Origin of the sequence: Streptomyces sp. R35 (assembly GCF_041053035.1) — a bacterium.
Classification (GTDB): Bacteria; Actinomycetota; Actinomycetes; order Streptomycetales; family Streptomycetaceae; genus Streptomyces; species Streptomyces lutosisoli.
In genome coordinates, this window is sequence record NZ_CP163440.1 from 897,652 (window position 1) to 919,523 (window position 21,872).

The window sequence follows — 21,872 nt, forward strand, 5'->3', positions numbered from 1 at the left end:
GCGGGCCGCACACCATGTACGACTCTTGCTGTTACGACTCTTGCTGTGCGGCCGGCCCCTGCGGATCCGCTACTCCCCCGCGTACACCTTCTCCAGGGCCGCGATGTCCAGCTTGGACATCTGCATCATCGCCTCGGTCGTGCGGGCCGCCTTCACCGGGTCCGGGTCGCTGATCATGTCGATGAGCCTGCTCGGGACGACCTGCCAGGACAGACCGAACTTGTCCTTGAGCCAGCCGCACGGGCCCCCTTCGCCGCCGTCGTCGATGAGCTTGTTCCAGTAGTGGTCCACCTCTTCCTGGTCCTCGCAGTGGATCTGGAACGAGATCGCCTCGTCGAACGTGAACTGCGGGCCGCCGTTCAGCGCGACGAACTTCTGCCCGTTGGCCACGAACTCGGCGGCGACCACGGAACCGGCGGGTCCGGGCCCGGCCTCCGTATAGCGGCCGATCCTGCCGAGCCGGGAGTTCTTGAAGATCGAGACGTAGTAGTGCGCGGCCTCTTCGGCCTGGCCGTCGAACCACAGACACGTGGTGAATCCGTCGGCGGGCATGCGTACCTCCTCGGGCGGGTAACGTCGTCACTTCTGTCGACTGATCGTCGTCCGAAAACTCATCGTCGGCACGGCGAAGATATTCGGACGCACCCCTCCGCGGCCGGAGCTAGCATGCGCGGCGATGACTTCTTCAGACGGCACACGCATGGCCCCCTTCCGCATCGACTTCCCGCAGAGCGACCTCGATGATCTCCATCAGCGCCTCGACCGCACCCGTTGGCCCGACGCGTTGCCGGGTGTGGGCTGGGCGTACGGAGTTCCCCGGGACTATCTGGAAGGGCTCGTACGGTACTGGCGGCACGAGTACGACTGGCGTGCGGCCGAGGCGCGGCTGAACGCATGGCCGCAGTTCACGACGGAGATCGACGGCGCGCGGATTCACTTCGCGCACATCCGGTCTCCGGAACCGGATGCGACTCCCCTGATCATTACGCATGGCTGGCCCGGCTCGATCGTCGAATTCACGGACGTCGTCGGCCCGTTGACCGATCCGCGGGCGCACGGTGGTGATCCGGCCGACGCGTTTCATCTGGTCGTACCGAGCATTCCCGGATTCGGGCTCTCCGGGCCGACGCGGGACACCGGCTGGGAGTTCCAGCGGGTGGCCGCCGCCTTCGCCGAGCTGATGGAGCGTCTCGGCTATCGGCAGTTCGGCGCGCAGGGCGGGGACTGGGGCGGGGGCATCTCGCGCGAGCTGGGCCGGGCGTACCCCGACCGCATGATCGGCGTCCATCTGAATCTGCTCCCCGGGTCCTCGGCGACGGCCGAACCGGACCCGGACGAACTGGCCGCGTTGAGCCCCGCGGAGCGCGAGCGCACGCTGTTCTCCTGGCGGCGGGGCCAGGAATGGCTCCGCGACGAACAGGGGTACGCCGACATCCAGTCGACGCGGCCGCAGACCCTCGCGTACGGACTCACGGACTCGCCGGTCGGCCAACTCGCCTGGATCGCGGAGAAGTTCAAGCAGTGGACGGACTCGCGGGACCGCCCCGAGGACGCCGTCGACCGGGATCTGCTGCTGACCAATGTGATGCTGTACTGGCTGACGGGCACGGCCGGTTCGTCGGCCCGTATCTACTACGAGCGGGCCCACGCGGACTATTGGGGCCTGCCGCCCGAGCGGTCGACCACGCCGACCGCTCTCGCCGTCTTCCCCCGGGAGAACTTCGTACCGCTGCGACACCTGGCCGAGCGCACCGACAAGATCGTCCGCTGGACCGAGTTCGACCGGGGCGGTCACTTCGCCGCCATGGAGGAGCCGGATCTGCTGATCGACGATGTCCGGGCCTTCTTCCGGGAGCTTCGCGAGGCCGGCTGACGGCGCCGGCTCCTCGCACAGGGGGTGATCAACACCGGGTGCGAGCCGTCTCGTACGGTGATCACCGGCGCCACCCGTGAGAACTCCGTCCTCCGGCGAACGGCACCCCAGGTGAAAGGACCCGCATCCCCGTGACCGGCGCTACGCCCCAGAGCTTTCGCAGGACCGCGATAGGCGCCGCCGCTTCGCGGCCCTGCACCCTGGTCGTCTGCCGGGGCTGCTGCTGCGGCAACCCGCGCAAGTACCCCGGCACCGACCACGACTGGCAGTTGGACCGGCTGCGCGCCGGTGCCGACGCCTCCGGGGGCCGTTTCGTCGTGCGGACGACGGACTGTCTCGGCCCGTGCGACCAGGCGAACGTCATCGTCGTGCAGCCGTCCGGGGCCGGGCGCCGGGCCGGCGGCCGGCCCACGTGGATCGGCTTCGCCATGGACGACGACTGCACGGAGGACGTGCTGCGGTGGGCGGCCGCCGGAGGACCGGGCATCGCCGAACCCCCGGTCACCCTGGAACTCCAGTTCATCCGCCCGCCGAGCGAGGCCCGGTCCCGTACCCGTACCCGCCGATGAGGCTGGTGCCGTAGATCTCGACGTGGACCTCTGCTCGCAGCGAATCTGCTGCGGGCCGAGAAAGCTGATCCATGGGCGTGTTCGGGCCGAGAGTGGAGCGTGCGGCGACGGCAGCCGCGTCACGACTAGGAGGACCGATGACTCCACTCATCACCGGCTGGAACCCGGCCCGTGCGCCACGGGCCGAGGAGGGCGACACCCCTCCGTCACGCTTCGACGACCATCTGGCCGCGCAGCTGCTCGCCCAGCGGATCGTCTTTCTCGGCACGCAGGTCGACGAGGTCTCCGCGAACCGGGTCTGCGCGCAACTGCTCCTGCTGTCGGCGGAGGACGCGCGGACCGACATCAGCCTGTACCTCAACAGTCCGGGCGGATCGGTGACCGCGGGCCTCGCGATCTACGACACGATGCGGCTGATCCCGAACGACGTCTCGACCCTCGCCATGGGATTCGCGGCGAGCATGGGCCAGTTCCTGCTCAGTGTGGGCACGCACGGGAAGCGTTTCGCACTGCCGAACGCGCGGATCATGATGCACCAGCCGTCGGCCGGCATCGGTGGCACGACCGCCGACATCGAAATCCAGGCGCAGAACCTGGAGTTCACGAAGAAGGCCATCGAGCGGATCACCGCGGAGCACACCGGCCAGAGCGAGGAGACGATCTCCCGGGACGGCGACCGCGACCGCTGGTTCACGGCCGAGCAGGCCAAGGAATACGGCATGGTGGACCGGGTCGTGGAGTCGCTCGACGACGTCCGCCCGGCCGCGTCACGGCGACGGATGGGACTCTGACATGGGTACGTACACGATTCCGAACGTCATCGAGCGGACCCCGCAGGGCGAGCGGTCGTACGACGTCTTCAGCCGGCTGTTGTCCGAGCGGATCATCTTTCTCGGCACGGAGATCGACGACGGGGTCGCGAACGTCGTCATCGCACAACTCCTCCATCTGGAGTCCTCGAACCCGGAGAGCGAGATCGCGATCTACATCAACTCGCCCGGTGGTTCCTTCACTTCGCTCATGGCGATCTACGACACGATGACGTTCGTGCAGGCGCCGATCTCGACGTTCTGCGTCGGGCAGGCGGCCTCGACGGCGGCGGTGCTGCTGGCCGGGGGCGATCCCGGGCGGCGGTTCGTGCTGGAGCACGCGCGGGTGCTGCTCGGCCAGCCGGCCAGCGGCGGCCGGCAGGGCACGGTCTCGGACCTCACTCTTCAGGCCAAGGAGATGCTCCGCATCCGCTCCCAGGTCGAGGAGGTCCTCTCCCGGCACACGCACCACGACACCGCGACACTGCGCGCGGACATGGACCGCGACAAGGTCTTCACCGCACAGGAGGCGGTGGCGTACGGGATCGTGGACGAGGTGGTGAGCCGGCGGCTCGCGGTGGTCTGACAACCGGGGTCGCGCCGAGGGCCGGACCACCACGGGGCGGTCAGGCAGCCAGGCACATGCCGTCGTACCGCGAGGTCGAGGCCCTCGGGGTGGCGCGGCCCGGCCTCGCACGGTCGAGCCGGGTGAGTTCGCCCTGGGCCAGCGACAGCAGGTCGGTGAGGCCGAGGCCCAGGGCGCGGGCGGCGGCCGCGAGGACTTCGGAGGAAGCCTCCTTGCGGCCGCGCTCCAGCTCGGAGAGGTACGGCATGGAGATCCGGGCCGCGTCGGCCACGTCCTTCAGGGTGCGCTCCTGGGCGAGGCGCTCGTGCCGCAGGACGTCGCCGACGACGTCGCGCCACAGCGGTTCCCTGCCGGCGGGGGCCGGTGGCGCCTGCCGTGGGGCGAGGACCGGCCGGGGCCGCTGCGGCGTGCGTGCCGGGGCGGCGGGCGGACGCAGCGGGATGACGCGGGCTTCGTCCGGCGCTTGGTTGCTGTTCGGCGCTTGGTTGCTCACCCCTTCAGCCTAGAAGCGCTGGGCCGTGGGGGAAGGGATCGGCGTTCTGCTCTCGGTGAATCCGGGGCGCCCGGCGGGGTGCTACTGCCCCACCCGGCCGTCGATCCGCTCGCGCAGGAAGTCCGCGTGGCCGTTGTGCCGGGCGTACTCCTCGATCATGTGCACCAGCACCTCGCGGAGAGCGATGGGCTCGTCGTCGTGCGTGCCGGTGACGCCCAGGTCGGGGGCCTCGGCCACGAACCGTTCGGCGAAGGCGACTTCGGAGCGCCAGGTGTCCCAGGCCTGTGCGACGGACTCGGGGTCGGGCAGCGCGCCGTTGAAGTCCCCGCCCGGATCGTCGTCGGAGCGGTAGTGCCGTGGCACGTCCTGTCCGGCCATCACCCGCCGGAACCACGCCTGTTCGACCCCGGCGAGATGCCGCACGAGCCCGAGCAGCGACAGGTTCGACGGCTCGACCGAGCGCCGGGCCATCGCCTCGGCGTCGAGCCCGGCGCACTTCATCTCCATCGTCAGCCGCTGGTCCCGCAGAAACCCGACCAGCGTGTCCCGCTCCCCCACGAACCCCCCGTCGGACCGCGGATCCTGGTCCGGATGCAGGAACATGTCCCACCATCCGAAGCTCCGCTCAATCCCGGGACTGTCACCGGACTCCGGTCGGACGCTGTCAGCCATGCCCACGAGCATCGACCGCCACCACACGATCCGCCACCGGTTTTCCACCGCCCTCCGGTCCTCCTGCCGTCCCTGCCACAATCCTTCGCGTGTTCGACTTCGGAATCGCGGGCTACGGACCTCGCTGGATGAACGGCGCGTCCGCCGTCAAAGCTGCGCACGGCGAGCGGTTGCGCGCCCTCACCGGTCGTCCGCTGACCCGTGTCTGGGCGGTCTGGGACCTTCACGACGACGAGTGGTTCGCCGACTGTCCCGTTCTGTTCGACTTCGGAGGTGAGCAGGTCGAGGTCAATCACTGGAAGTTCGACGACCTGTCGCTGACCTGGAACTCGATCGACCCCCAGCGGCCCGTGAAGTGGCCCGGCTTCGCACTCCGGTGGCAGCGGGACCCGTTCCCCGGGACGCGGGCCCTGCTCGACCAGCCCTTGCAGGACGTCGAACTGCTGGAGTGGACGGGTCGGGACGTCGCACAGGGTGCCGTGGACGTCAGCTTCGTCTTTCCCCAGGGGCGCGTCACGGTCTTCAACGCCCTGGATGAGAACGGGCTGTCGTTCGATCCGCGAGATTCGTGAGACGCGCCGCCTCAGTTCGCGGACATATCATCTTAAAACGTGTGTTATTCATACATGCACACACCTACGCGGCGCACCTTGCTCGGCGCCTCGATCGTGGCCGCCGGCTCGGGACTGCTGGCCGCCTGTTCCGGGTCCGAGTCCCCCTCCGAGGCCGGCTCCCGCTCGGGGGCCGGATCCCGCACCGGGGCCAGCCCTCGGCCCGGGCCCGGGCCGCACTCGGGGGACGGCTCGCACTCGGGGACCGGCGCGCACTCGGGGGCCAGGACCGCCGGCCAGGACCATGGCGGCAGCCCCTTTGTCCCCAGGGGGCCCAAGGGATACGTGAACCCGTCCGATCCCGAGGTCATCGCCGCCGAGCAGGAGCGCGGGCACGGCCGTCTCCGCACGTTCATGTTGACCGCCACCGAGACGTCCCTCGACCTCGGCGGGCGGACTGTCAGGTCGTGGGCGTACGGCGACGCGCTGCCCGGCAAGGAGGTCCGCATCACCGCCGGCGACATCCTCGATCTGAGGCTCGCCAACCACCTGCCGGTGCCGACGACGCTGCACTCGCACGGTGTCCGTATGCGCTGCGACATGGACGGCGTCCCGAGCCTGACCCAGTACTCCATCAAGCCCGGGGCGGACTTCAGCTACCGCTTCGCCGTGTCACACCCGGGCACGTACTGGCTGCATTCGCACTCGGGACTCCAGCTGGACCGCGGCCTGTACGCACCGCTCATCGTCGAGGACCCCAGGGAGCCGTTGTCCTACGACAAGGAGTGGGTCGTCGTTCTGGACGACTGGCTGGACGGCGTGGGCGGCTCCAGTCCGGACCGCGTGCTCGCGCAGTTGCGGCACGGCAAGGGTGCGCCGATGGGCATGGACATGGGTGAGTACGACCCCGGCGACGGTTCCGGCCACGACATGTCCGCCGGCGGGGACGCGTCGGATCACGACGGGGCCACCGGCCCTTCCCGCGTCCTGCGGAACTCCCACAGCCGCATGCTGCACGGCGAGGGCGGCAACATCGCCTACCCGTACTACCTGGTCAACGGCCGCCTCCCGCACGCGCCTTCGGTCTTCCGGGCCCGCCCCGGCGACCGCATCCGGCTGCGGATCATCAACGCCGGGGGCGACACTGCCTTCCGGGTGGCGCTGGGCGGTCACGAGATGACGGTGACGCACACGGACGGCTACCCGGTCGAGCACAAGCAGACCGAGGCGCTGCTGATCGGCATGGCCGAACGCTATGACGTGCTGATCACCGCCAAGGACGGGGTGTTCCCGCTGGTCGCGCTCGCCGAGGGCAAGAACGCGCAAGCCCTCGCCGTCCTGCGTACCGGCAATGGAGGCCGCCCCCACCCCGCCGTACATCCGGCGGAGCTCGACGGCCGGGTCGTGCCGGCCCGACGCCTCGTCCCGGACGAATCCGTCGCCCTCTGCCACCGCGAGCCGGACCGCGAGATGCGCATCAAACTGACCGGCAGCATGAGGAAGTTCGACTGGAGCTTCGACCACCGGCCCTACTCCATCGAGGAACGCCGTCCGGTCCGGGAGGGTGAACGGGTCCGCCTGACCCTCATCAACGCCACCGACATGTGGCATCCCGTGCATCTGCACGGCCACACCTTCGCGCTCAGGGGTATCGACGCGGTCGGAGCCCGCAAGGACACCGCCTACGTACTGCCGCACCGCAAGATCGTCGTCGAATTCAACGCCGACAACCCGGGCCTGTGGATGCTCCACTGCCACAACCAGTACCACTCCGAGTCCGGCATGATGACCGTGCTCGGCTACCGGAAGTGACAACGGCTCCGGCTCCCCGGTCGCGGATCGGCTGAGGCTTCGGACTCCGCTTCTCAGGGCACTGGGGACACCACTTCGGACGACTCCGGGGCGCTGAAGGGCGAGGATTCCGTCGTCGTGGAGGTATCGGCGGAGGAGGACTCCGACGAGGACTGTGTCGTCAGATCGGCGGACGCGGAGCCGGAGGTCGACGCCGACTCCGATGCGGTCGTCGGAGGCTCGGTGGACGTCGACGTGGACGCGGACTCGGATGCCGATGACGACTCCGGGGACTGTGACGACGGCGAAGACGACGAAGACGACGAAGACGAAGACGAAGACGGCGAAGACGAAGACGACGCAGAGGAGGACGGCGAAGAGGAGGACGACGAAGGCGACGAGGACGACGACGGGGAGGACGGGGGGCACGTGCCAGGCGAGCCCTTGGGCTTGGAGACGCACGGCGACGGAGAGCTGGGAGTCGGAGACGAGATGCTGACCGACGGGGTGGGAGGGTGCGCCGGCGGCTTCGTGTGCTGGTCGCGGTGGCCGGTGTCGCCCCTGTGCCGGGCGATCCACTCGTCGTGGTCACGGTCGAAGATGACGAACACGTTGATGATGGTCGTCGAGGGCGCGACGACCACGACGTTCTGCGTCCGGTACGACGGCCACGAGTCGCCGGTCGGCTTGGGCGTGGTCTTCTGCGCGACCGGCCCCAGCAACGGGTTGCCGCACGCACAGCGCAGGCGGGGCACGCCGCGGGCGTCGACGAGGACGGCGGTGCCCGCCTGGAGGACCGCCTGATAGCTGGTGGTGGCGCCGTTGCGGTAGCCGTGGTTGGTGACGCGGGTGTCCATACGCAGCTGCACGGGGGTGAGCGAGCGCAGATACGCGGGAACTGCGGACGGCTGGATGCCGTGCACCGCGGCGAACGCCTTGTTCCTCGCCGGGTCCGCCTGGAGCGAGCTGATCTGCTTCTCCACATTGCAGCTGGAGACGTTGCGGGTGCCGGCGTAGAGACCGGGCGCGGAACCGTCCACGCCGCGCGTCACATGGGCGGACTCCGTCGCGGCCGACGCCGACGCCGTGGCTGTCTCGGACGCGGTGGAACTGTTGGTCGCCGACGACGCGGTGAACGGGTCGGGGCCGGCCTTGCTCGCGGACTGGAGGAAGACCTCACTGCCGGTGTTCTTGCTGCTGCCGCCGCCGTTGCTGTTGGTGAAGACGAGCCCCAGGATCACCGCGGCGGCCACGACACCGGTGATGACCGCGACGCGGGGCGCCGACTTCCACCAGGGGCTCCCGGGGCCATTGCCCGGCTCTCCCGGCCCGGACGGACCACCACCGGACCCGGAGGGTCCACCCGTACCGCCCGCTCCGCTGTCACCGCCGCCGGAGGCATCGCTAGGCGGTTCCGAGGGCGGACGTTCGATGGGCTGGGTCGGGGTCGGTTCGGACGGGTTCGGCTGCGACGGACCCGACAGCGGGCCCGAAGGCGGTCCGGTGGGGCGGCCGGAAGTCGGCGGTTCGACGCTCACGAGCTCTTCTTCCAGGCGTAGGGATCCTGCGGCACCTGAAACACTTTGTGCCGCTTTCTTCCACAACAGATCTATTGTGTGCTCCAGTCCCGTACCGCCCGCAAGTTGACGCGGTCGGCCCTCCCGAGGGGCGGACCGCGTCGGCGCTGCTTAGCGTGGCAGCGTGAGCCCCCAGACACCGTCCGACCAGGCAGTTGCCCGCAGCGGTGAGCGGACGGCCGCCCGCCACGGCTGGGTCCAGGCCGTCGTGGCGGTGCTGGCCGGGCTGATCGTCATGGGGGTGGTCGCCGCACTCGGGCTGTGGGCGTCCGGCGCCACGGATCTCCCCGACAACGCGTTCCCGCGGGTCGTCGCGGCCACGGTGGTGACAGCGGTCGGCGGCACCATCGAGTTCGCGGGCGACGCCGGAGTCATCGCCGACACCCAGGCGGGTCTGACGGTGACTCCGCTCTCGGTCACGCTGGCCGGAGCCCTGGTGATCGCGGCCGGATTCCTGCGACCGCTGCGCCACCGTGCCGTCGCCGGCGCCCCCGAACTGGCCGGGTGGGCCGCCCGGATCGCCGTTCTGTGGGTGCTGGCCCTGGTCGGGCTCGGGTTCTTCGCCCGCCAGAACTTCACGGTCTCCCTCGGGAACGGGACCATCGGCGACATCGGCGACCTGTTCGGTGTCACGCCCAAGGTGGGCTTCAAGACCGACATGACACCGACGCTGGTCTTCGGAGTGCTGTGGCTGGCGGGCGTGTTCGTCCTCGCCCTGCTGGTCTCGCGCGGGGCGCCGCTCCCCGCCCGGCTGCTGCGCTTCCAGGAGTCGGTGCGTCCGGCCGCGTACGCCATGGTCGCGCTGTTGCTCGTCTGCGTCGCCCTGGGCCTGGTCATCGCACTGGTGGTGGCGGCGACGCGTGGGCACGTCTCCGAGACGTTCGCCGTGATCCTCCTCGGACTCCCGAACCTCGTCTGGCTCACCTTCACCATCGGGCTGGGCGCCACCTGGAACGGGCGCGTGGACGGGCCCTTCGGGCTCCCGATGCCGCATCTGCTCGACGAAGTGCTGCGCACCCCGGACGTCTCCACGCTCAACCTCCACACCCTCGCCGAGCACGACGGCAGGGTGTGGTGGCTGGTGGCCGTCGACGCGGTGCTGCTGCTCGCGGCCGCGTTCCTGATGGCGGCCCGCTCACCGGCCCGGATGCGGGCCTGGCAGCACGCCGTGCACATGGCGGTCGCGCTCGCGCTCACCGTGCTGATGATCTGTCTGGTCGGCCGGATCTCGGCGCACTACGGCCTGTCGATCCTCGGCATCGGCGACGTCGGCGGCGGCCTGAAGGGGGAACTCTTCCTGAAGCCCGAACTGTGGACCGCGCTCGGGTTCGCCGTGCTGTGGGGGCTGGTCACCGGGTTCCTCGGCGGTCTGCTGGCCAAGGGCGTCCACCGGAAGGGCGAGGTCGATACAGCCGCGCCCGACCGGCGTTGACATCGCGTCAGCCAAGCGAGGCCGCTCAGCCCGGGAAGACCGGCCGGGCCCAGCTCGGCGGCTCCGGTGGCGGGCCGGGAGGTCCGGGCGCTTCCACGGCTTCGGCCTCCGGCCGAGTCGTCGTCCCGCCCACGACGGCGGCCCTGCGCGTCGCGGCCCGCAACGTGTTCACGAAGGCGAGGCAGGAGTCGTACCGGTCGTCGGGGCACTTCGCGAGCGCCTTCTCCATGACCGCGTCGACGCCGGCGGCGAGGTCGGGGCGCTTCACGGTCAGCGCCGGCGGCTGGTCGTACTGGTGCGCCCACAGCAGCGCCATGGGGTCCTCGCTCTGGAAGGGCGTCCGCCCGGCCAGGGTCTCGTAGACGACGACGGCGAGGCTGTAGACGTCGCACCGGCCGTCCACGGGCTTTCCCGAGATCTGCTCCGGCGCCACGTACTCGAGCGTGCCGACGAACTGACCTCGGCTGGTGAACCCGGTCATGGCCAGCGACTTCTTCGTCAGCCCGAAGTCCGTGAGGTAGACGTGCTCGGGGTGGTCGCTGTCGGTGCCCTCGGACACCAGGATGTTGCCGGGTTTCACATCCCGGTGCACCAGGCCGTGGTCGTGGGCCGCGTCGAGGGCGGACGCGACCTGGACGGCCAACCGGAGGGCCAGCGCGAGCGGCAGCGGCCCCTCGCCGGCGAGGAGACGGCTCAGGTCGCGCCCGGGGACGTACCGCATGGCGATGTACAGGATGCCGTCCGCCTCGCCCGCCTCGAAGATCGGGACGATGTTCGGGTGTTCGATCGCGGCGGCCACCCGTGACTCGTGGGTGAAGCGCGCTCGGAAGGTGTCGTTGCCGGCGATTTCCGGTGCGAGCAGCTTGAGGGCGACGATGCGGTCCAGGCGGAGGTCCTTGGCCCGGTAGACGACGGCCATCCCGCCGCGGCCGATCTCCCCCTCGATCCGGTAGCCCGCGATCTGCCGTCCGATCAGTTCGGACGGGCTCCCCGAGAACAGGCTGGTCTCGTGCCGCGCGCCTTCCATCAGCCACCCCCCGGGTCATACCGCGCGCCACCCATCAGACGTCGCCCCGGCCGTCCTCGTCGTACGTCACGAGCCGGGTGGGTTCATGGCCGTCCGGCGCGGCCTCGCGTACGCCCCTGGACCGCCCTGGCTCCTTGCGCGCCTGCTCCGGCTGCACGGGCGCCGGATCCCTCTCGGCCGCGAACATGCTCAGCCGCGTGCCGTCGCAGTACACCCATCGCTCGTGCTCGCCGTCGTAGAGCCAGAGGGACTCCCCGTCGACGACCACCCCGATCCGCTGCCCCTGCGTACGGCCGCGGAAGGACTCCCCGTCGAGCTGTCCGGCCGCGAGTTCCTCGGCGGCGCTGCGGTAGCGGGCGAGGGCCTCCTCGACACGGGCGAGCAGCGGGCGCGGGTCCGCTGTGCGGGCGATGGGGCTGGTCGCGGCGGGCGGTGCCTGCGGTACGGGGACCAGGAGGCGGCCGTCGACCCAGGCCGACCAGCCGTTGGCGCAGACGACCCGGCCCCAGTCCCCGCGCCGGTCGACGAGCTGGACCGGCAGCAGGGCGTCCAGCGGCACAGTGCGCCGGGACGGGTCCGGGCTCTCCCACGCGGGCAGGCCGCCCTGCGGGACGACATGCGTGGGGCGGAAGCCAGGGGTCGTCATCGGCGCCTACTTCCGCATGACCGCGGGTTCGTGGCGCCGCAACAGGCGGGCCACCGCGAATCCGAAGACGACGGAGAGGACGACCAGCATCACCAAGCTGAGCAGCCACACGCCGGTCAAGTGCCGAAACAGCGGGTCGACGGTCAGGGGCCCCGGGACAATCCGGGCAAGGCCAACGGTCCCCGCCATTGCACCCAGGCCCCAGCGCGCGGGGACGAGCCAGGCCAGTTGCTCGATGCCGGGCACCCCGTGCAGCTTCAACAGCGCACCGCTGAAGACCACCTGGACGATGGCGAGCAGCACCAGCAGCGGCATGGTGACCTCCTCCTTGGTCACCACGGCGGAGACGACGAGGCCGAGCATCATCGCGGCGAAGGCGAGCAGGGCCACGGAGAGCGTGATCTCGAGGAGCGGCGGCATGAGGACCCCCTTGCCGCCTGGCGCGTTGAGGTCGACACCGGACAGGGCGACCAGGGTCAGGACGACAGCCTGGAGCACGGTGATGGTGCCGAGAACCACGACCTTCGACATCAGGTACGCCGATCGGGACAGGCCTACCGCGCGCTCCCGCTGGTAGATGACCCGCTCCTTCACCAGTTCGCGCACGGCGTTGGCCGCCCCCGTCAGGACCGCACCGATGCACAGGATGAGCAGCACGTTCATCGCCGTCACCATCGTCAGTGCGCTGCCGGCCACCGCGTGGGCCATCACGCCCATCACACACGGCAGCCCGATCATGACGGCGAGGAAGGTCCGGTCGGCGCTGAGCACGGCCGTGTACCGGCGCACCAGGGTGCCGAGTTGAGAGCCCCAGCTCTGGACCTTGGGCGGTGGTCCGACGGCGCCGGCGGGGGTGGCGCGCGGCAGCCGCGGCTGCCCGCTGGAGTTGTCGATGTACTGGCGGTGGAACGGCGAGTCCCGGTACTCCCCCGCCCAGTCCCAGCCCTGGTCCCGCTCGAAGGCCTCGAACGCCTCGGGCCACTGCCGGTAGCCGAAGAAGGCGAGGCTGTCGTCGGGCGGCCCGTAGTAGGCGACTTTGCCGCCGGGTGCGAGGACGAGGAGCCGGTCGCAGACGTCGAGGCTGAGCACGCTGTGGGTGACCACGATGACGGTGCGGCCGTCGTCGGCCAGGTCGCGCAGCGTGTGCATCACCGAGCGGTCCATTCCGGGGTCGAGGCCGGAGGTCGGCTCGTCGAGGAACAGCAGCGACGGCTTGGTCAGCAGCTCCAGGGCCACGCTGACCCGCTTGCGCTGACCGCCCGACAGACGGTGGATGGGCTGTTCGGCGCGCTGTCCCAGGCCCAGCTCGCCGATCACCTCGTCGACCCGCGCACGGCGCTCCGCCTTCGCGGTGTCCTGCGGGAAGCGCAGCTCGGCGGCGTAGGTGAGGGCCCGGCGTACGGTGAGCTGCGCGTGCAGGATGTCGTCCTGCGGGACCAGGCCGATACGCTGGCGCAGCTCGGCGTAGTCGCGGTAGAGGTCGCGGCCGTCGTACAGGACCGTGCCGTGGTCCGCGGGGCGCTGCCCGGTCAGGGCGTTGAGGAGCGTGGACTTTCCGGCGCCGCTCGGGCCCACGACGGCGAGCAGGCATTTCTCGCCGACGGGAAAGGACACCTGGTCGAGGAGCGTTTTGCGGCCCCGGTCGACCTGGACGGTGAGGTCCTGGACATCGAGCGAGACCTCGCCGGTGTCGACGTACTCCTGCAGCTGATCGCCGACGAGGCAGAACGCGGAGTGGCCGATGCCGACGATGTCACCCGGTGTGACCAGGGCCTGCGTGACGGGCTGGCCGTTGAGGAACGTTCCGTTGTGGCTGCCGAGGTCGACGATCTCGTACGTCCCGTCCGGATGGGCGCGCAGCTCGGCGTGGCTTCTGGAGACCACCAGTTCGTCGATGACCAGGTCGTTTTCGTCGCCGCGGCCGATGCGGACGGTGCGGGCCGGCAGGGGCCGTACGGTGGCCGGCTGCCGGAAGGTGCCCGTGGCGGCCGGTACGGAGACGCCCGAGGGGCGCTCCGAGGCCGGTGGCGGGCGGTCCAGGAGAACGGCGCGCGGGCCGTCGGCGGGGCTGCCGAAGCGGATGACGCTGCCCGGGCCGACGCCCCACTCGTGGACGCGCCGCCCGTCGGCGTACGTGCCGTTCGTGCTGTTCTCGTCCTCGAGCGTCCAGTGGTCGGCCTCGGGCCGCAGCACCGCGTGGTGCCACGAGACCCGGACGTCGTCGAGGACGACATCGCTCAAGGGGTCGCGCCCGACGTGATAGTCGCGGCCCGGACTCATCACCGTGGAGCCGGTCTCGGTCTCGAGGACGAGTTCAGGCGCAGTCGGCGCGACCGGCCGCTCTCCCATGCCAGAATTCTAGCTATTCGCCCACCTGCGCGCCTGATCAGTACACCCGAGGCAAACCCTGATCAGCGCACCCGGGGCAAAACCCTGATGAGTACGGCCGGGCGGAACAGAAAGCGATCGGACGGCGATCAAGCGGCGGAAATGCCCAGCACGGCGGCGGTCCGCTGCATGCGCAGGGCGTCCACGGATTCGGCGAGCAGTTCGTATTCGGTCGTGTCGTCATTGGTGGCGATGCGGACGAGTTTTCCCGCGGCCAATTCCTCGGCGACCAGTTCCTGTTGGTCCGAGTCGCCGCACCATGCGCGCAGCATGCTCGGCACGTCCGGAACGGTGGCCGCCACCGGCGCGATCGAGTTCGGCGGGAAAGTGGGGTCCTCGGGCTGTGGATCGAGCCGCTCGGCCATCCACGCCGCGCGGTCCCGCATCCACCACAGGGCCAGCGCCAGGGTCGGCGCGCGATACGTCCCCAGGGGTACGCCGACGCGCTGACCGCCGCATATTCCGTACGCGGTGACATGGCACAGGAATTCGTCGTGCACGATCGCTCCCCCATTTGCGTCGCTCGCTGCCGGTCCGGCCTCGCTTTCCCTGCGGCTCATTGGTTGTGCTCGATGGTGCTGTCCCCGGGCGTGGCTGAGTCGCCCTACGAATTGAGTATCGCCACTCCTGACACTCTGTCACCATGTCATTCCAGCCAGTCTCTTGGCATATTCACAGCTTGGTCTGGCTGAAACGGCACAGGCGGCGCCGACGCCCCCACGCTCGGGGCATTACCCGCGGGGTAATCGACGCCCAGATCGCCGCCCGGCAAGGTGGCCGTACCGGATCCCAACGGGGCACGAAACGTGGGGATGCGGACCCTGACCAGCAGGTACGACCTCGATGGAGGCTGATTCACCATGTCCGCGAGCAACGACCGTTACGAGACCGCCGTCGCCCGTTACTTCGAGGCCTGGAACGCGGGTGGGCAGGACGCGCTGGCGAAGGCGGTCGCCGCCGCCTGGACCACGGACGGCAGGTACACCGACCCGCTGGCCGACGTCCGCGGGCACGAGCAGATCGCGGCCCTGATCGCGGCGGCGCAGGAGCAGTTCCCGGGGTTCGCGTTCCGGCGCCTGGGCGCGGTCGACGGACATCACGACGTCGTCCGCTTCGGCTGGGAGCTGGTGAGCGAGGCGGACGGCTCGGCGCCCGTCGCCGGATTCGACGTGATCACCCTGGACGGCGAGGACCGCATCCGGAGTGTGTACGGCTTCCTGGACCGCGTTCCGGCCTAGCCCGCGATGAGTTTCCCGGCTCCCGGCGGTCTCCTTGACGTAAGGCGACCGCCGGGACAGGGAGCATCGGATGAGCACAGTGAGCAAGGTGGACGTGGAATTCACCGCGGTACTGCGGAAGAGCCCGGAGAAGGGTGGCTGGACCTATGTCGTCTGGCCGGAGTCCGTCGCGTTCTTCGGAACCCGCGGACTGGTCAAGGTCAGCGGCACGATCGACGGCCGGCCGTTCCGCAGTTCGTTCATGGCCCTCGGCGACGGCACCCACAAGCTGCCCGTCAAGGCCGACGTACGCAAGGCGATCGGGAAGGAGGAGGGCGACACGGTGACCGTCCACCTGGAGGAGCGCCTACAAGGTTGAAGGCGTTGCTGAACGCGCTCTCGGACGTGTGGCCGGCCGCCAGGCGTCACGGCTCGATGATCGCGTCGATCCGGGCGAGCTCGTCCGGATCGAACTCCAGGTTCCCGATCGCCGCGACGCTGTCCTCCAGCTGCTGCGGGCTGCTCGCGCCGATCAGCGCGGAGGTCACCCGGCCGCCGCGCAGCACCCAGGCCAGCGCCAGCTGAGCCAGGGACTGGCCGCGCGACTTGGCGATCTCGTCGAGGGCGCGCAGCCGTCGTACGAGATCCTCGGTGACCGTGTCCGCGCTCAGGAACGGGCTGTCGCTCGCGGCGCGCGAACCCTCCGGGATGCCGTCGAGGTAACGGCCGGTGAGCAGGCCCTGCTCCAGCGGGGAGTAGGCGATGGAGCCGACCCGCAGCTCGTCCAGCGTGTCCAGGAGCCCCTCCTGCTCGGGCCGGCGGTCGAGCATCGAGTAGCGCGGCTGGTGGATGAGGAGCGGAGTGCCCAGTTCGCCCAGGATGCGGGCGGCTTCGCGGGTCTCCTCGGGCGAGTAGTTGGAGACGCCGACGTACAGCGCCTTGCCCTGCTGGACCGCCGAGTGCAGGGCGCCCATCGTCTCCTCGAACGGAGTCTCCGGGTCGGGGCGGTGCGAGTAGAAGATGTCCACGTAGTCCAGACCCATCCGGGTCAGGCTCTGGTCGAGCGAGGACAGCAGGTACTTGCGTGAGCCCCACTCGCCGTACGGGCCGGGCCACATCAGGTATCCGGCCTTGGTGGAGATGACCAGCTCGTCGCGGTAGGGCGCGAAGTCGGCCTTCAGGGCGTCGCCGAGGGCCGACTCGGCGGCGCCGGGCGGCGGCCCGTAGTTGTTCGCCAGGTCGAAGTGGGTGACTCCGAGGTCGAAGGCGCGGCGCAGGATCGCGCGCTGGGTCTCCACCGGCCGGTCGGGGCCGAAGTTGTGCCACAGGCCGAGCGACAGCGCGGGGAGCTTCAGGCCGCTGCGTCCGGTGCGTCGGTAGGGCATGTCCGCGTAACGGTCGGGGTGTGCGGTGTACAACGCGTACTCCTGGAAGGCCGGGAAGACAGGCAACGAGAAAGCAGGTACCGAGAAAGCAGGTACTCAGAAAGCAGGTCTCCACTCTCGCGCGCACCCGGGGCAACGGTCCAACGGGAGAATCGGATGGGATTCAGCGATGGCGGTTCTCAATCGGCGACTACGCTGTCCGCTCATGGAACTGCGCCACCTCCAGCACTTCGTCGCCGTCGCCGAGGACCAGCACTTCACCAGGGCCGCCGAGCGGTTGCTGGTGTCCCAGTCGGGCCTTTCGGCCTCGATCCGGGCGCTGGAGCGGGAGCTGCAGACCCCGCTGTTCGTGCGGACGACCCGCCGGGTGACGCTCACGGAGGCCGGGCGGGCGCTGCTGGGCGAGGCGGTGCGGATCCTGGCGCAGGTGCGGGCGGCCCATGAGGCGGTGGCGGCCGTGCAGGGCGTGCTGCGCGGCACGCTGGCGCTGGGTACCGAGCAGTGCATCGCGGGTGTGCATGTGGCGGGGCTGCTCGCCGCTTTCCGGCGGCGTCACCCGGATGTGGAGGTCCGGCTGCGGCAGGCGGGGTCGGGCGAGCTGGCGGAGGAGGTCGCCGCGGGGCGCCTGGACCTGGCCTTCGCCTATCGCACGCAGGCGGACACCGACCAGCTGCGGTCCGTGTCGCTGGCCAGCGAGCCGATGACCGTGCTGTGCCACCCGTCCCACCGGCTCGCCACGGCGGGCGTCGCGTTCACGCCGGAGGACCTGAGCGGCGAGACCTTCGTCGACTTCCACCCGGACTGGGGGCCACGGCGCACCACCGACGCGGCCTTCGCGGCGGCGGGTGTGCGGCGGACGGTCTCGCTGGAGGTGAACGACGTGCACAGCCTCCTGGACCTGATCGACGAGAACCTCGGTATCGCCGTCGTACCGCGCCACTTCCGCCACAAGCGCGAGGGCCTCACCGCCCTCCCCCTCAAGGGCACCGGCGAGGCGGTGTACGAGACCGTCGCCATGCTGCCGCCGCCGGAGGCCACCAGTCCGGCGGCGCGCGCACTGATGGCGCTCCTCGACACCTCCGAAGAGGGGGTCTGACACCACCCCCAGAGGGGCTCCAGCACTCCTGACCGGGCCGCCGGCCCGCCGCAGACTCGTGGATGTCCAGCACGAGAACTGCGAGGCAGGAGTACGGAGATGACGGATCACACACGGCGCACGGTACTGCGGGGCGCGGCGGTCACGGCGGCCGCGGGGCTCGTCGGTGGCGTGAGCGGCCGGGCGGCGGCAGCCGGGCCCCGCGCACAGGACACGCGCCGGTTCCCTTTCCTGGAGGGCGCGTTCAAGCCCGTCACCGAGGAGCTGACGGCGTTCGATCTGCCGGTCACCGGACGGATCCCCCGTGAGCTGAACGGCCGCTTCCTCCGAAACGGCCCCAACGTCCTGGGACTTGAGGACCCGCGCGCCCACCACTGGATGCTCGGCGACGGCATGGTGCACGGCGTGCGGCTGCGTGAGGGCCGCGCCGAGTGGTACCGCAACCGCTGGGTCCGCTCGGCCTCCGTGGCCAAGAAGCTCGGCGAGCCGTACCCCGGGCCCGTCCCGCCGGACGACTTCCCCTGCAACACCCATGTGATCGGGTACAAGGGACGGATCCTGGCGCTCCAGGAGAGCGGGCCGCTGCCGTACGAACTCGACCACGAGCTCAACACGGTGGGTACGTACGACTTCCGCGGCACCCTCAACGGGGCCTTCACCGCGCACACCAAGTTCGACGCGGCGGCCGGCGAGCTGCACGCGATCGCCTACTACCCGACCTGGGACCACGTCCGGCACCAGGTCATCGATCACACGGGCCGGCTCGTGCGGGCCACGCGGATCCCGGTGGCGGACGCGCCGATGATGCACGACTTCGCGCTCACCGAGAAGTACGTCGTGATCTTCGACCTGCCCATCACCTTCGACCCCGCGGGGGCCGAGCGGGGCGACATCGTGCCGTACGTCTGGAACGAGAAGCACCCGACGCGGGTCGGCCTGCTGCCGCGTGCCGGTGGCGAGGTCCGCTGGTTCGAGGTCGATCCGGTCTACTACTCGCACACCCTGAACGCGTACGACGAAGGCTCGTCGGTGGTGGTCGACATGACGACCTACCCGGCCCCCTTCTATGTCGCCGGCCGAGGCTCCGACGGGCCCTACGGGGCGGGCACCGCCTCGCTCCAGCGGTGGACGATCGACGTGGCGGACGGCCGCGTACGCACCAGGACGATCGACGACCGCCCGCAGGAGTTCCCGCGTATACGTGAGGAGTTGGTGTCCCGGCGGCACCGGTACGCCTACACGGCGGCCGCCGCCGACATGACGCTGGCGTATCTGACGCCCGACGGGAACCCGCCCGACCGCGCCTTCAGCAACGCGCTGATCAAGCACGACCTGTGCCGCGGGACCACGCAGGTGCACCGGCTGCCGCGGGACGCCGCCGCGGGGGAAGCCGTCTTCGTGCCGTCGCAGGGGGCGCGGGCCGAGGACGACGGCTATGCGATCGCCTACGTCCACAACCCCGACCGCGGGGCCGCCGACCTGGTGATCCTGGCCGCCCAGGACTTCACCGGCGAGCCGGTCGCCCGGATCCATCTGCCGGGCCGGGTACCGCTCGGCTTCCACGGAAGCTGGATTCCGGACGCGTGAGGGACCGCCATGCGCGATGGTGGACGCATGCATGCAAAGGACATCCTCATCGACGCGTTCAGCCGCATCCAGGAAGAAGTCCATTCCGCCGTCGAGGGTCTGGCCCCGGACCAGCTCAACGCCGCTCCCGCCGAAGGCACCAACCCCATTTCATGGCTGATCTGGCATCTCACCCGGATCCAGGACGACCATGTCGCCGACGCCGCCGGGCTCGACCAGGTCTGGCCTGCCCAGGGCTGGGAGAAGCGCTTCGGGCTCGAGCTGCCCCGCCGCGACACGGGGTACGGCCACAGCCCCGCGAAGGTCGCCAAGGTGCGGGTCGACTCCGGTGACCTGCTGACCGGGTACTACGACGCCGTGCACGAGCAGACGCTGGGGTTCGTGCGCGGGCTGACCGCCAAGGACTTCGAGCGCATCGTGGACGAGCGCTGGGATCCCCCGGTCAGCCTGGGCGTACGGCTGGTCAGCGTCCTGTCCGACGATCTGCAGCACGTCGGACAGGCCGCCTACGTACGGGGGCTGCTTCAGAGGGCGTAACCGGGAAGCACGACGTCCTCGATGAGGGCGTTGCGCTCGTCGAACGGGATGAACGCGCTCTTGATCGCGTTCACCGTGACCGTGCGCAGGTCCTCGACGCTCCAGCCCGCCTCCTCGACCAGCAGCGACATCTCGCGGGTCATCGTCGTGCCCGACACCAGACGGTTGTCGGTGTTGAGGGTGACGCGGAAACCCAGGTCACGCAGGGCGGTGATGGGGTGCTCCGCGATGGAGGTGGCCGCGCCCGTCTGGAGGTTGGACGTGGGGCACATCTCCAGGGCGATACGGCGGTCGCGCACCCAGCCCGCGAGGCGGCCGAGCTTGCCGTCGACGATGTCCTCGGTGATGCGCACGCCGTGGCCGATGCGCTGGGCGCCGCAGACCTGAAGGGCCTGGTGGATGCTCGGCAGGCCGTGCGCCTCACCGGCGTGGATGGTGAACGGGACGCTCTCGCCACGCAGGTGCTCGAAGGCGGCCAGGTGGTCGGCGGGCGGGAAGCCGTCCTCGGCCCCGGCGATGTCGAAGCCGACGACACCGGCGTCCCGGAAGGCGACGGCCAGGTCGGCCGCCTCGCGAACCCGGTCGAACATGCGCATGCCGCACAGCAGGGTGCCGACGCGGACCGGGGTGCCCGCGGCCGCAGCCTTCGCCATACCGGCGGCGAGGCCCTCCTGGACTGTCTCGACGACCTCGCTCATCGTGAGCCCGCCCTGCGTGTTCAGCTCGGGTGCGTAGCGCACCTCGCCGTAGACGACGCCGTCCTCGGCGAGGTCGAGCACGTACTCCTCGGCGGTGCGCAGCAGGCCCTCGCGGGTCTGCATCACGGCGAGGGTGTGCTCGAAGGTGGCTATGTAGCGCACCAGGTCACCGGAGTTGGCGGCCTCGTAGTACCAGTCGGCCAGCGCCTGCGGGTCGGTGGTGGGCAGGGTGTGGCCGACCGTCTCCGCGAGCTCCACGAGGGTGGTGGGGCGCAGACCTCCATCGAGGTGGTCGTGCAGCACGGCCTTGGGGAGGCGGCGGATGGTGTCGATGTCGATGCGGGGCGCGGTCATGCGTGTCTTTCCTCGGCAGGTTGTTTCTGGGGGGACGGTCTGGCTACTGGGCGGGCTGCAGCAGGTCCCAGCGGTTTCCGTACAGGTCCTGGAAGACGACGACCGAGCCGTACGGCTCGTGGCGCGGCTCCTCCAGGAAGGTCACTCCCGCGGCGCGCATCCGTGCGTGGTCGCGGGCGAAGTCGTCGGTGTGCAGGAAGAAGCCCACGCGCCCGCCGGTCTGGTCACCGATCCGGCCGCGCTGCGCCTCGTCCTTGGCCCGGGCCAGCAGCAGGCCGCTGCCGCTGCCCTCCGTGCCCGGCTCGACGACGACCCAGCGGGAGCCGTCGGGACGCGGCGTGTCCTCGACGAGGCGGAATCCGAGGGCTTCGGTGTAGTGGCGGATCGCCTCGTCGTAGTCGTCGACGACGAGGGTGACCAGGGCGATGCGTCTCATCGGAACCTCTCCAGGGTTATACGTAACACGTAGGGTACGGCATCCCGACGAGTGGTCCGGTTGCGAGGGAAGGGCCGACGCCGGGGTCCATCCGTTCAGCCGCACCGGGAACGATCTCGACGCCGAGCTCGTCTACAGTTTTGTAGAC

Annotated in this window: 23 protein-coding genes; 12 read left to right on the plus strand and 11 right to left on the minus strand. The window is 70.2% G+C overall.

Annotated features, from left to right (window positions below; translation table 11 throughout):
- Positions 1 to 69: 69 nt before the first annotated feature.
- Positions 70 to 552: a VOC family protein gene (locus AB5J50_RS04485; RefSeq protein WP_327426302.1), complete on the minus strand. Its 483-nt coding sequence runs from the start codon at positions 550 to 552 to the stop codon at positions 70 to 72.
- A gap of 124 nt (positions 553 to 676) precedes the next feature.
- Here AB5J50_RS04485 and AB5J50_RS04490 point away from each other — a divergent pair, with 124 nt between their 5' ends.
- The 4 genes from AB5J50_RS04490 to AB5J50_RS04505 all read left to right on the plus strand — a co-directional run bounded on the left by AB5J50_RS04490 (position 677) and on the right by AB5J50_RS04505 (position 3,837).
- Positions 677 to 1,873, plus strand: a complete 1,197-nt coding sequence (locus AB5J50_RS04490; protein WP_369255084.1) for an epoxide hydrolase family protein — start codon at positions 677 to 679, stop codon at positions 1,871 to 1,873.
- A 131-nt stretch (positions 1,874 to 2,004) separates the two neighbouring features.
- A complete protein-coding gene (locus tag AB5J50_RS04495) occupies positions 2,005 to 2,442 on the plus strand; it encodes a (2Fe-2S) ferredoxin domain-containing protein (RefSeq protein ID WP_369255086.1) in 438 nt (145 codons plus the stop codon).
- Positions 2,443 to 2,579: 137 nt separating this feature from the next.
- Positions 2,580 to 3,233, plus strand: coding sequence for an ATP-dependent Clp protease proteolytic subunit (locus tag AB5J50_RS04500; RefSeq protein ID WP_327426305.1), 654 nt, complete (start codon positions 2,580 to 2,582; stop codon positions 3,231 to 3,233).
- A gap of 1 nt (position 3,234) precedes the next feature.
- The gene (locus AB5J50_RS04505) at positions 3,235 to 3,837 is read left to right on the plus strand and encodes a ClpP family protease (protein ID WP_369255088.1); all 603 of its coding nucleotides are present in this window, start codon (positions 3,235 to 3,237) and stop codon (positions 3,835 to 3,837) included.
- A gap of 40 nt (positions 3,838 to 3,877) precedes the next feature.
- Here the strand turns inward: AB5J50_RS04505 and AB5J50_RS04510 are convergent, their stop codons facing one another.
- Complete coding sequence (locus AB5J50_RS04510) at positions 3,878 to 4,330, minus strand: helix-turn-helix domain-containing protein (protein WP_369255090.1); 453 nt, start codon at positions 4,328 to 4,330, stop codon at positions 3,878 to 3,880.
- 81 nt (positions 4,331 to 4,411) lie between these two features.
- A complete protein-coding gene (locus AB5J50_RS04515; protein WP_369265306.1) occupies positions 4,412 to 4,933 on the minus strand; it encodes a DinB family protein in 522 nt (173 codons plus the stop codon).
- A 158-nt stretch (positions 4,934 to 5,091) separates the two neighbouring features.
- Here AB5J50_RS04515 and AB5J50_RS04520 point away from each other — a divergent pair, with 158 nt between their 5' ends.
- Both AB5J50_RS04520 and AB5J50_RS04525 read left to right on the plus strand, forming a co-directional pair.
- Entirely contained in the window at positions 5,092 to 5,574 is a 483-nt protein-coding gene (locus AB5J50_RS04520; RefSeq protein WP_369255092.1) for a hypothetical protein, read from the plus strand.
- Positions 5,575 to 5,628: 54 nt separating this feature from the next.
- A complete protein-coding gene (locus AB5J50_RS04525; protein WP_369255094.1) occupies positions 5,629 to 7,365 on the plus strand; it encodes a multicopper oxidase domain-containing protein in 1,737 nt (578 codons plus the stop codon).
- A gap of 53 nt (positions 7,366 to 7,418) precedes the next feature.
- Here the strand turns inward: AB5J50_RS04525 and AB5J50_RS04530 are convergent, their stop codons facing one another.
- On the minus strand, positions 7,419 to 8,882 hold the full coding sequence (locus AB5J50_RS04530; protein ID WP_369255096.1) for a DUF6777 domain-containing protein: 1,464 nt from the start codon (positions 8,880 to 8,882) through the stop codon (positions 7,419 to 7,421).
- 163 nt (positions 8,883 to 9,045) lie between these two features.
- Between AB5J50_RS04530 and AB5J50_RS04535 the strand changes: the two genes are divergently transcribed.
- The gene (locus AB5J50_RS04535) at positions 9,046 to 10,353 is read left to right on the plus strand and encodes a streptophobe family protein (RefSeq protein WP_369255098.1); all 1,308 of its coding nucleotides are present in this window, start codon (positions 9,046 to 9,048) and stop codon (positions 10,351 to 10,353) included.
- A gap of 25 nt (positions 10,354 to 10,378) precedes the next feature.
- Here the strand turns inward: AB5J50_RS04535 and AB5J50_RS04540 are convergent, their stop codons facing one another.
- From AB5J50_RS04540 to AB5J50_RS04555, 4 genes are all read right to left on the minus strand, one after another.
- Positions 10,379 to 11,380 (minus strand): serine/threonine-protein kinase, encoded by a 1,002-nt coding sequence (locus AB5J50_RS04540; RefSeq protein WP_369255100.1) that lies wholly within the window; start codon positions 11,378 to 11,380, stop codon positions 10,379 to 10,381.
- Between the two features lie 34 nt (positions 11,381 to 11,414).
- On the minus strand, positions 11,415 to 12,026 hold the full coding sequence (locus AB5J50_RS04545) for a hypothetical protein (RefSeq protein ID WP_369255102.1): 612 nt from the start codon (positions 12,024 to 12,026) through the stop codon (positions 11,415 to 11,417).
- 6 nt (positions 12,027 to 12,032) lie between these two features.
- The gene (locus AB5J50_RS04550; protein ID WP_369255104.1) at positions 12,033 to 14,375 is read right to left on the minus strand and encodes an FHA domain-containing protein; all 2,343 of its coding nucleotides are present in this window, start codon (positions 14,373 to 14,375) and stop codon (positions 12,033 to 12,035) included.
- A 128-nt stretch (positions 14,376 to 14,503) separates the two neighbouring features.
- Complete coding sequence (locus AB5J50_RS04555; protein WP_327426315.1) at positions 14,504 to 14,914, minus strand: hypothetical protein; 411 nt, start codon at positions 14,912 to 14,914, stop codon at positions 14,504 to 14,506.
- A 360-nt stretch (positions 14,915 to 15,274) separates the two neighbouring features.
- On the opposite strand from AB5J50_RS04555, the gene AB5J50_RS04560 reads away from it, so the two are divergent.
- Together AB5J50_RS04560 and AB5J50_RS04565 are read left to right on the plus strand one after the other, a co-directional pair.
- Complete coding sequence (locus AB5J50_RS04560; RefSeq protein WP_369255106.1) at positions 15,275 to 15,652, plus strand: nuclear transport factor 2 family protein; 378 nt, start codon at positions 15,275 to 15,277, stop codon at positions 15,650 to 15,652.
- 70 nt (positions 15,653 to 15,722) lie between these two features.
- The gene (locus tag AB5J50_RS04565; protein ID WP_327426317.1) at positions 15,723 to 16,010 is read left to right on the plus strand and encodes a DUF1905 domain-containing protein; all 288 of its coding nucleotides are present in this window, start codon (positions 15,723 to 15,725) and stop codon (positions 16,008 to 16,010) included.
- 46 nt (positions 16,011 to 16,056) lie between these two features.
- Here the strand turns inward: AB5J50_RS04565 and mgrA are convergent, their stop codons facing one another.
- On the minus strand, positions 16,057 to 17,049 hold the full coding sequence (gene mgrA, locus AB5J50_RS04570; protein WP_369265307.1) for an L-glyceraldehyde 3-phosphate reductase: 993 nt from the start codon (positions 17,047 to 17,049) through the stop codon (positions 16,057 to 16,059).
- Positions 17,050 to 17,221: 172 nt separating this feature from the next.
- Between mgrA and AB5J50_RS04575 the strand changes: the two genes are divergently transcribed.
- From AB5J50_RS04575 to AB5J50_RS04585, 3 genes are all read left to right on the plus strand, one after another.
- Positions 17,222 to 18,112 (plus strand): LysR substrate-binding domain-containing protein, encoded by an 891-nt coding sequence (locus AB5J50_RS04575; protein WP_327426318.1) that lies wholly within the window; start codon positions 17,222 to 17,224, stop codon positions 18,110 to 18,112.
- Positions 18,113 to 18,211: 99 nt separating this feature from the next.
- The gene (locus AB5J50_RS04580) at positions 18,212 to 19,699 is read left to right on the plus strand and encodes a carotenoid oxygenase family protein (protein WP_369255109.1); all 1,488 of its coding nucleotides are present in this window, start codon (positions 18,212 to 18,214) and stop codon (positions 19,697 to 19,699) included.
- 27 nt (positions 19,700 to 19,726) lie between these two features.
- On the plus strand, positions 19,727 to 20,236 hold the full coding sequence (locus AB5J50_RS04585; protein WP_369255111.1) for a DinB family protein: 510 nt from the start codon (positions 19,727 to 19,729) through the stop codon (positions 20,234 to 20,236).
- On the opposite strand, the gene AB5J50_RS04590 is transcribed toward AB5J50_RS04585, so the two are convergent.
- Together AB5J50_RS04590 and AB5J50_RS04595 are read right to left on the minus strand one after the other, a co-directional pair.
- A complete protein-coding gene (locus AB5J50_RS04590; protein ID WP_330302307.1) occupies positions 20,224 to 21,288 on the minus strand; it encodes an adenosine deaminase in 1,065 nt (354 codons plus the stop codon). The two genes, AB5J50_RS04585 and AB5J50_RS04590, sit on opposite strands and share 13 nt — an antisense overlap.
- Positions 21,289 to 21,331: 43 nt before the next feature.
- The gene (locus tag AB5J50_RS04595; RefSeq protein WP_327426322.1) at positions 21,332 to 21,724 is read right to left on the minus strand and encodes a VOC family protein; all 393 of its coding nucleotides are present in this window, start codon (positions 21,722 to 21,724) and stop codon (positions 21,332 to 21,334) included.
- Between the last annotated feature and the right edge of the window lie 148 nt (positions 21,725 to 21,872).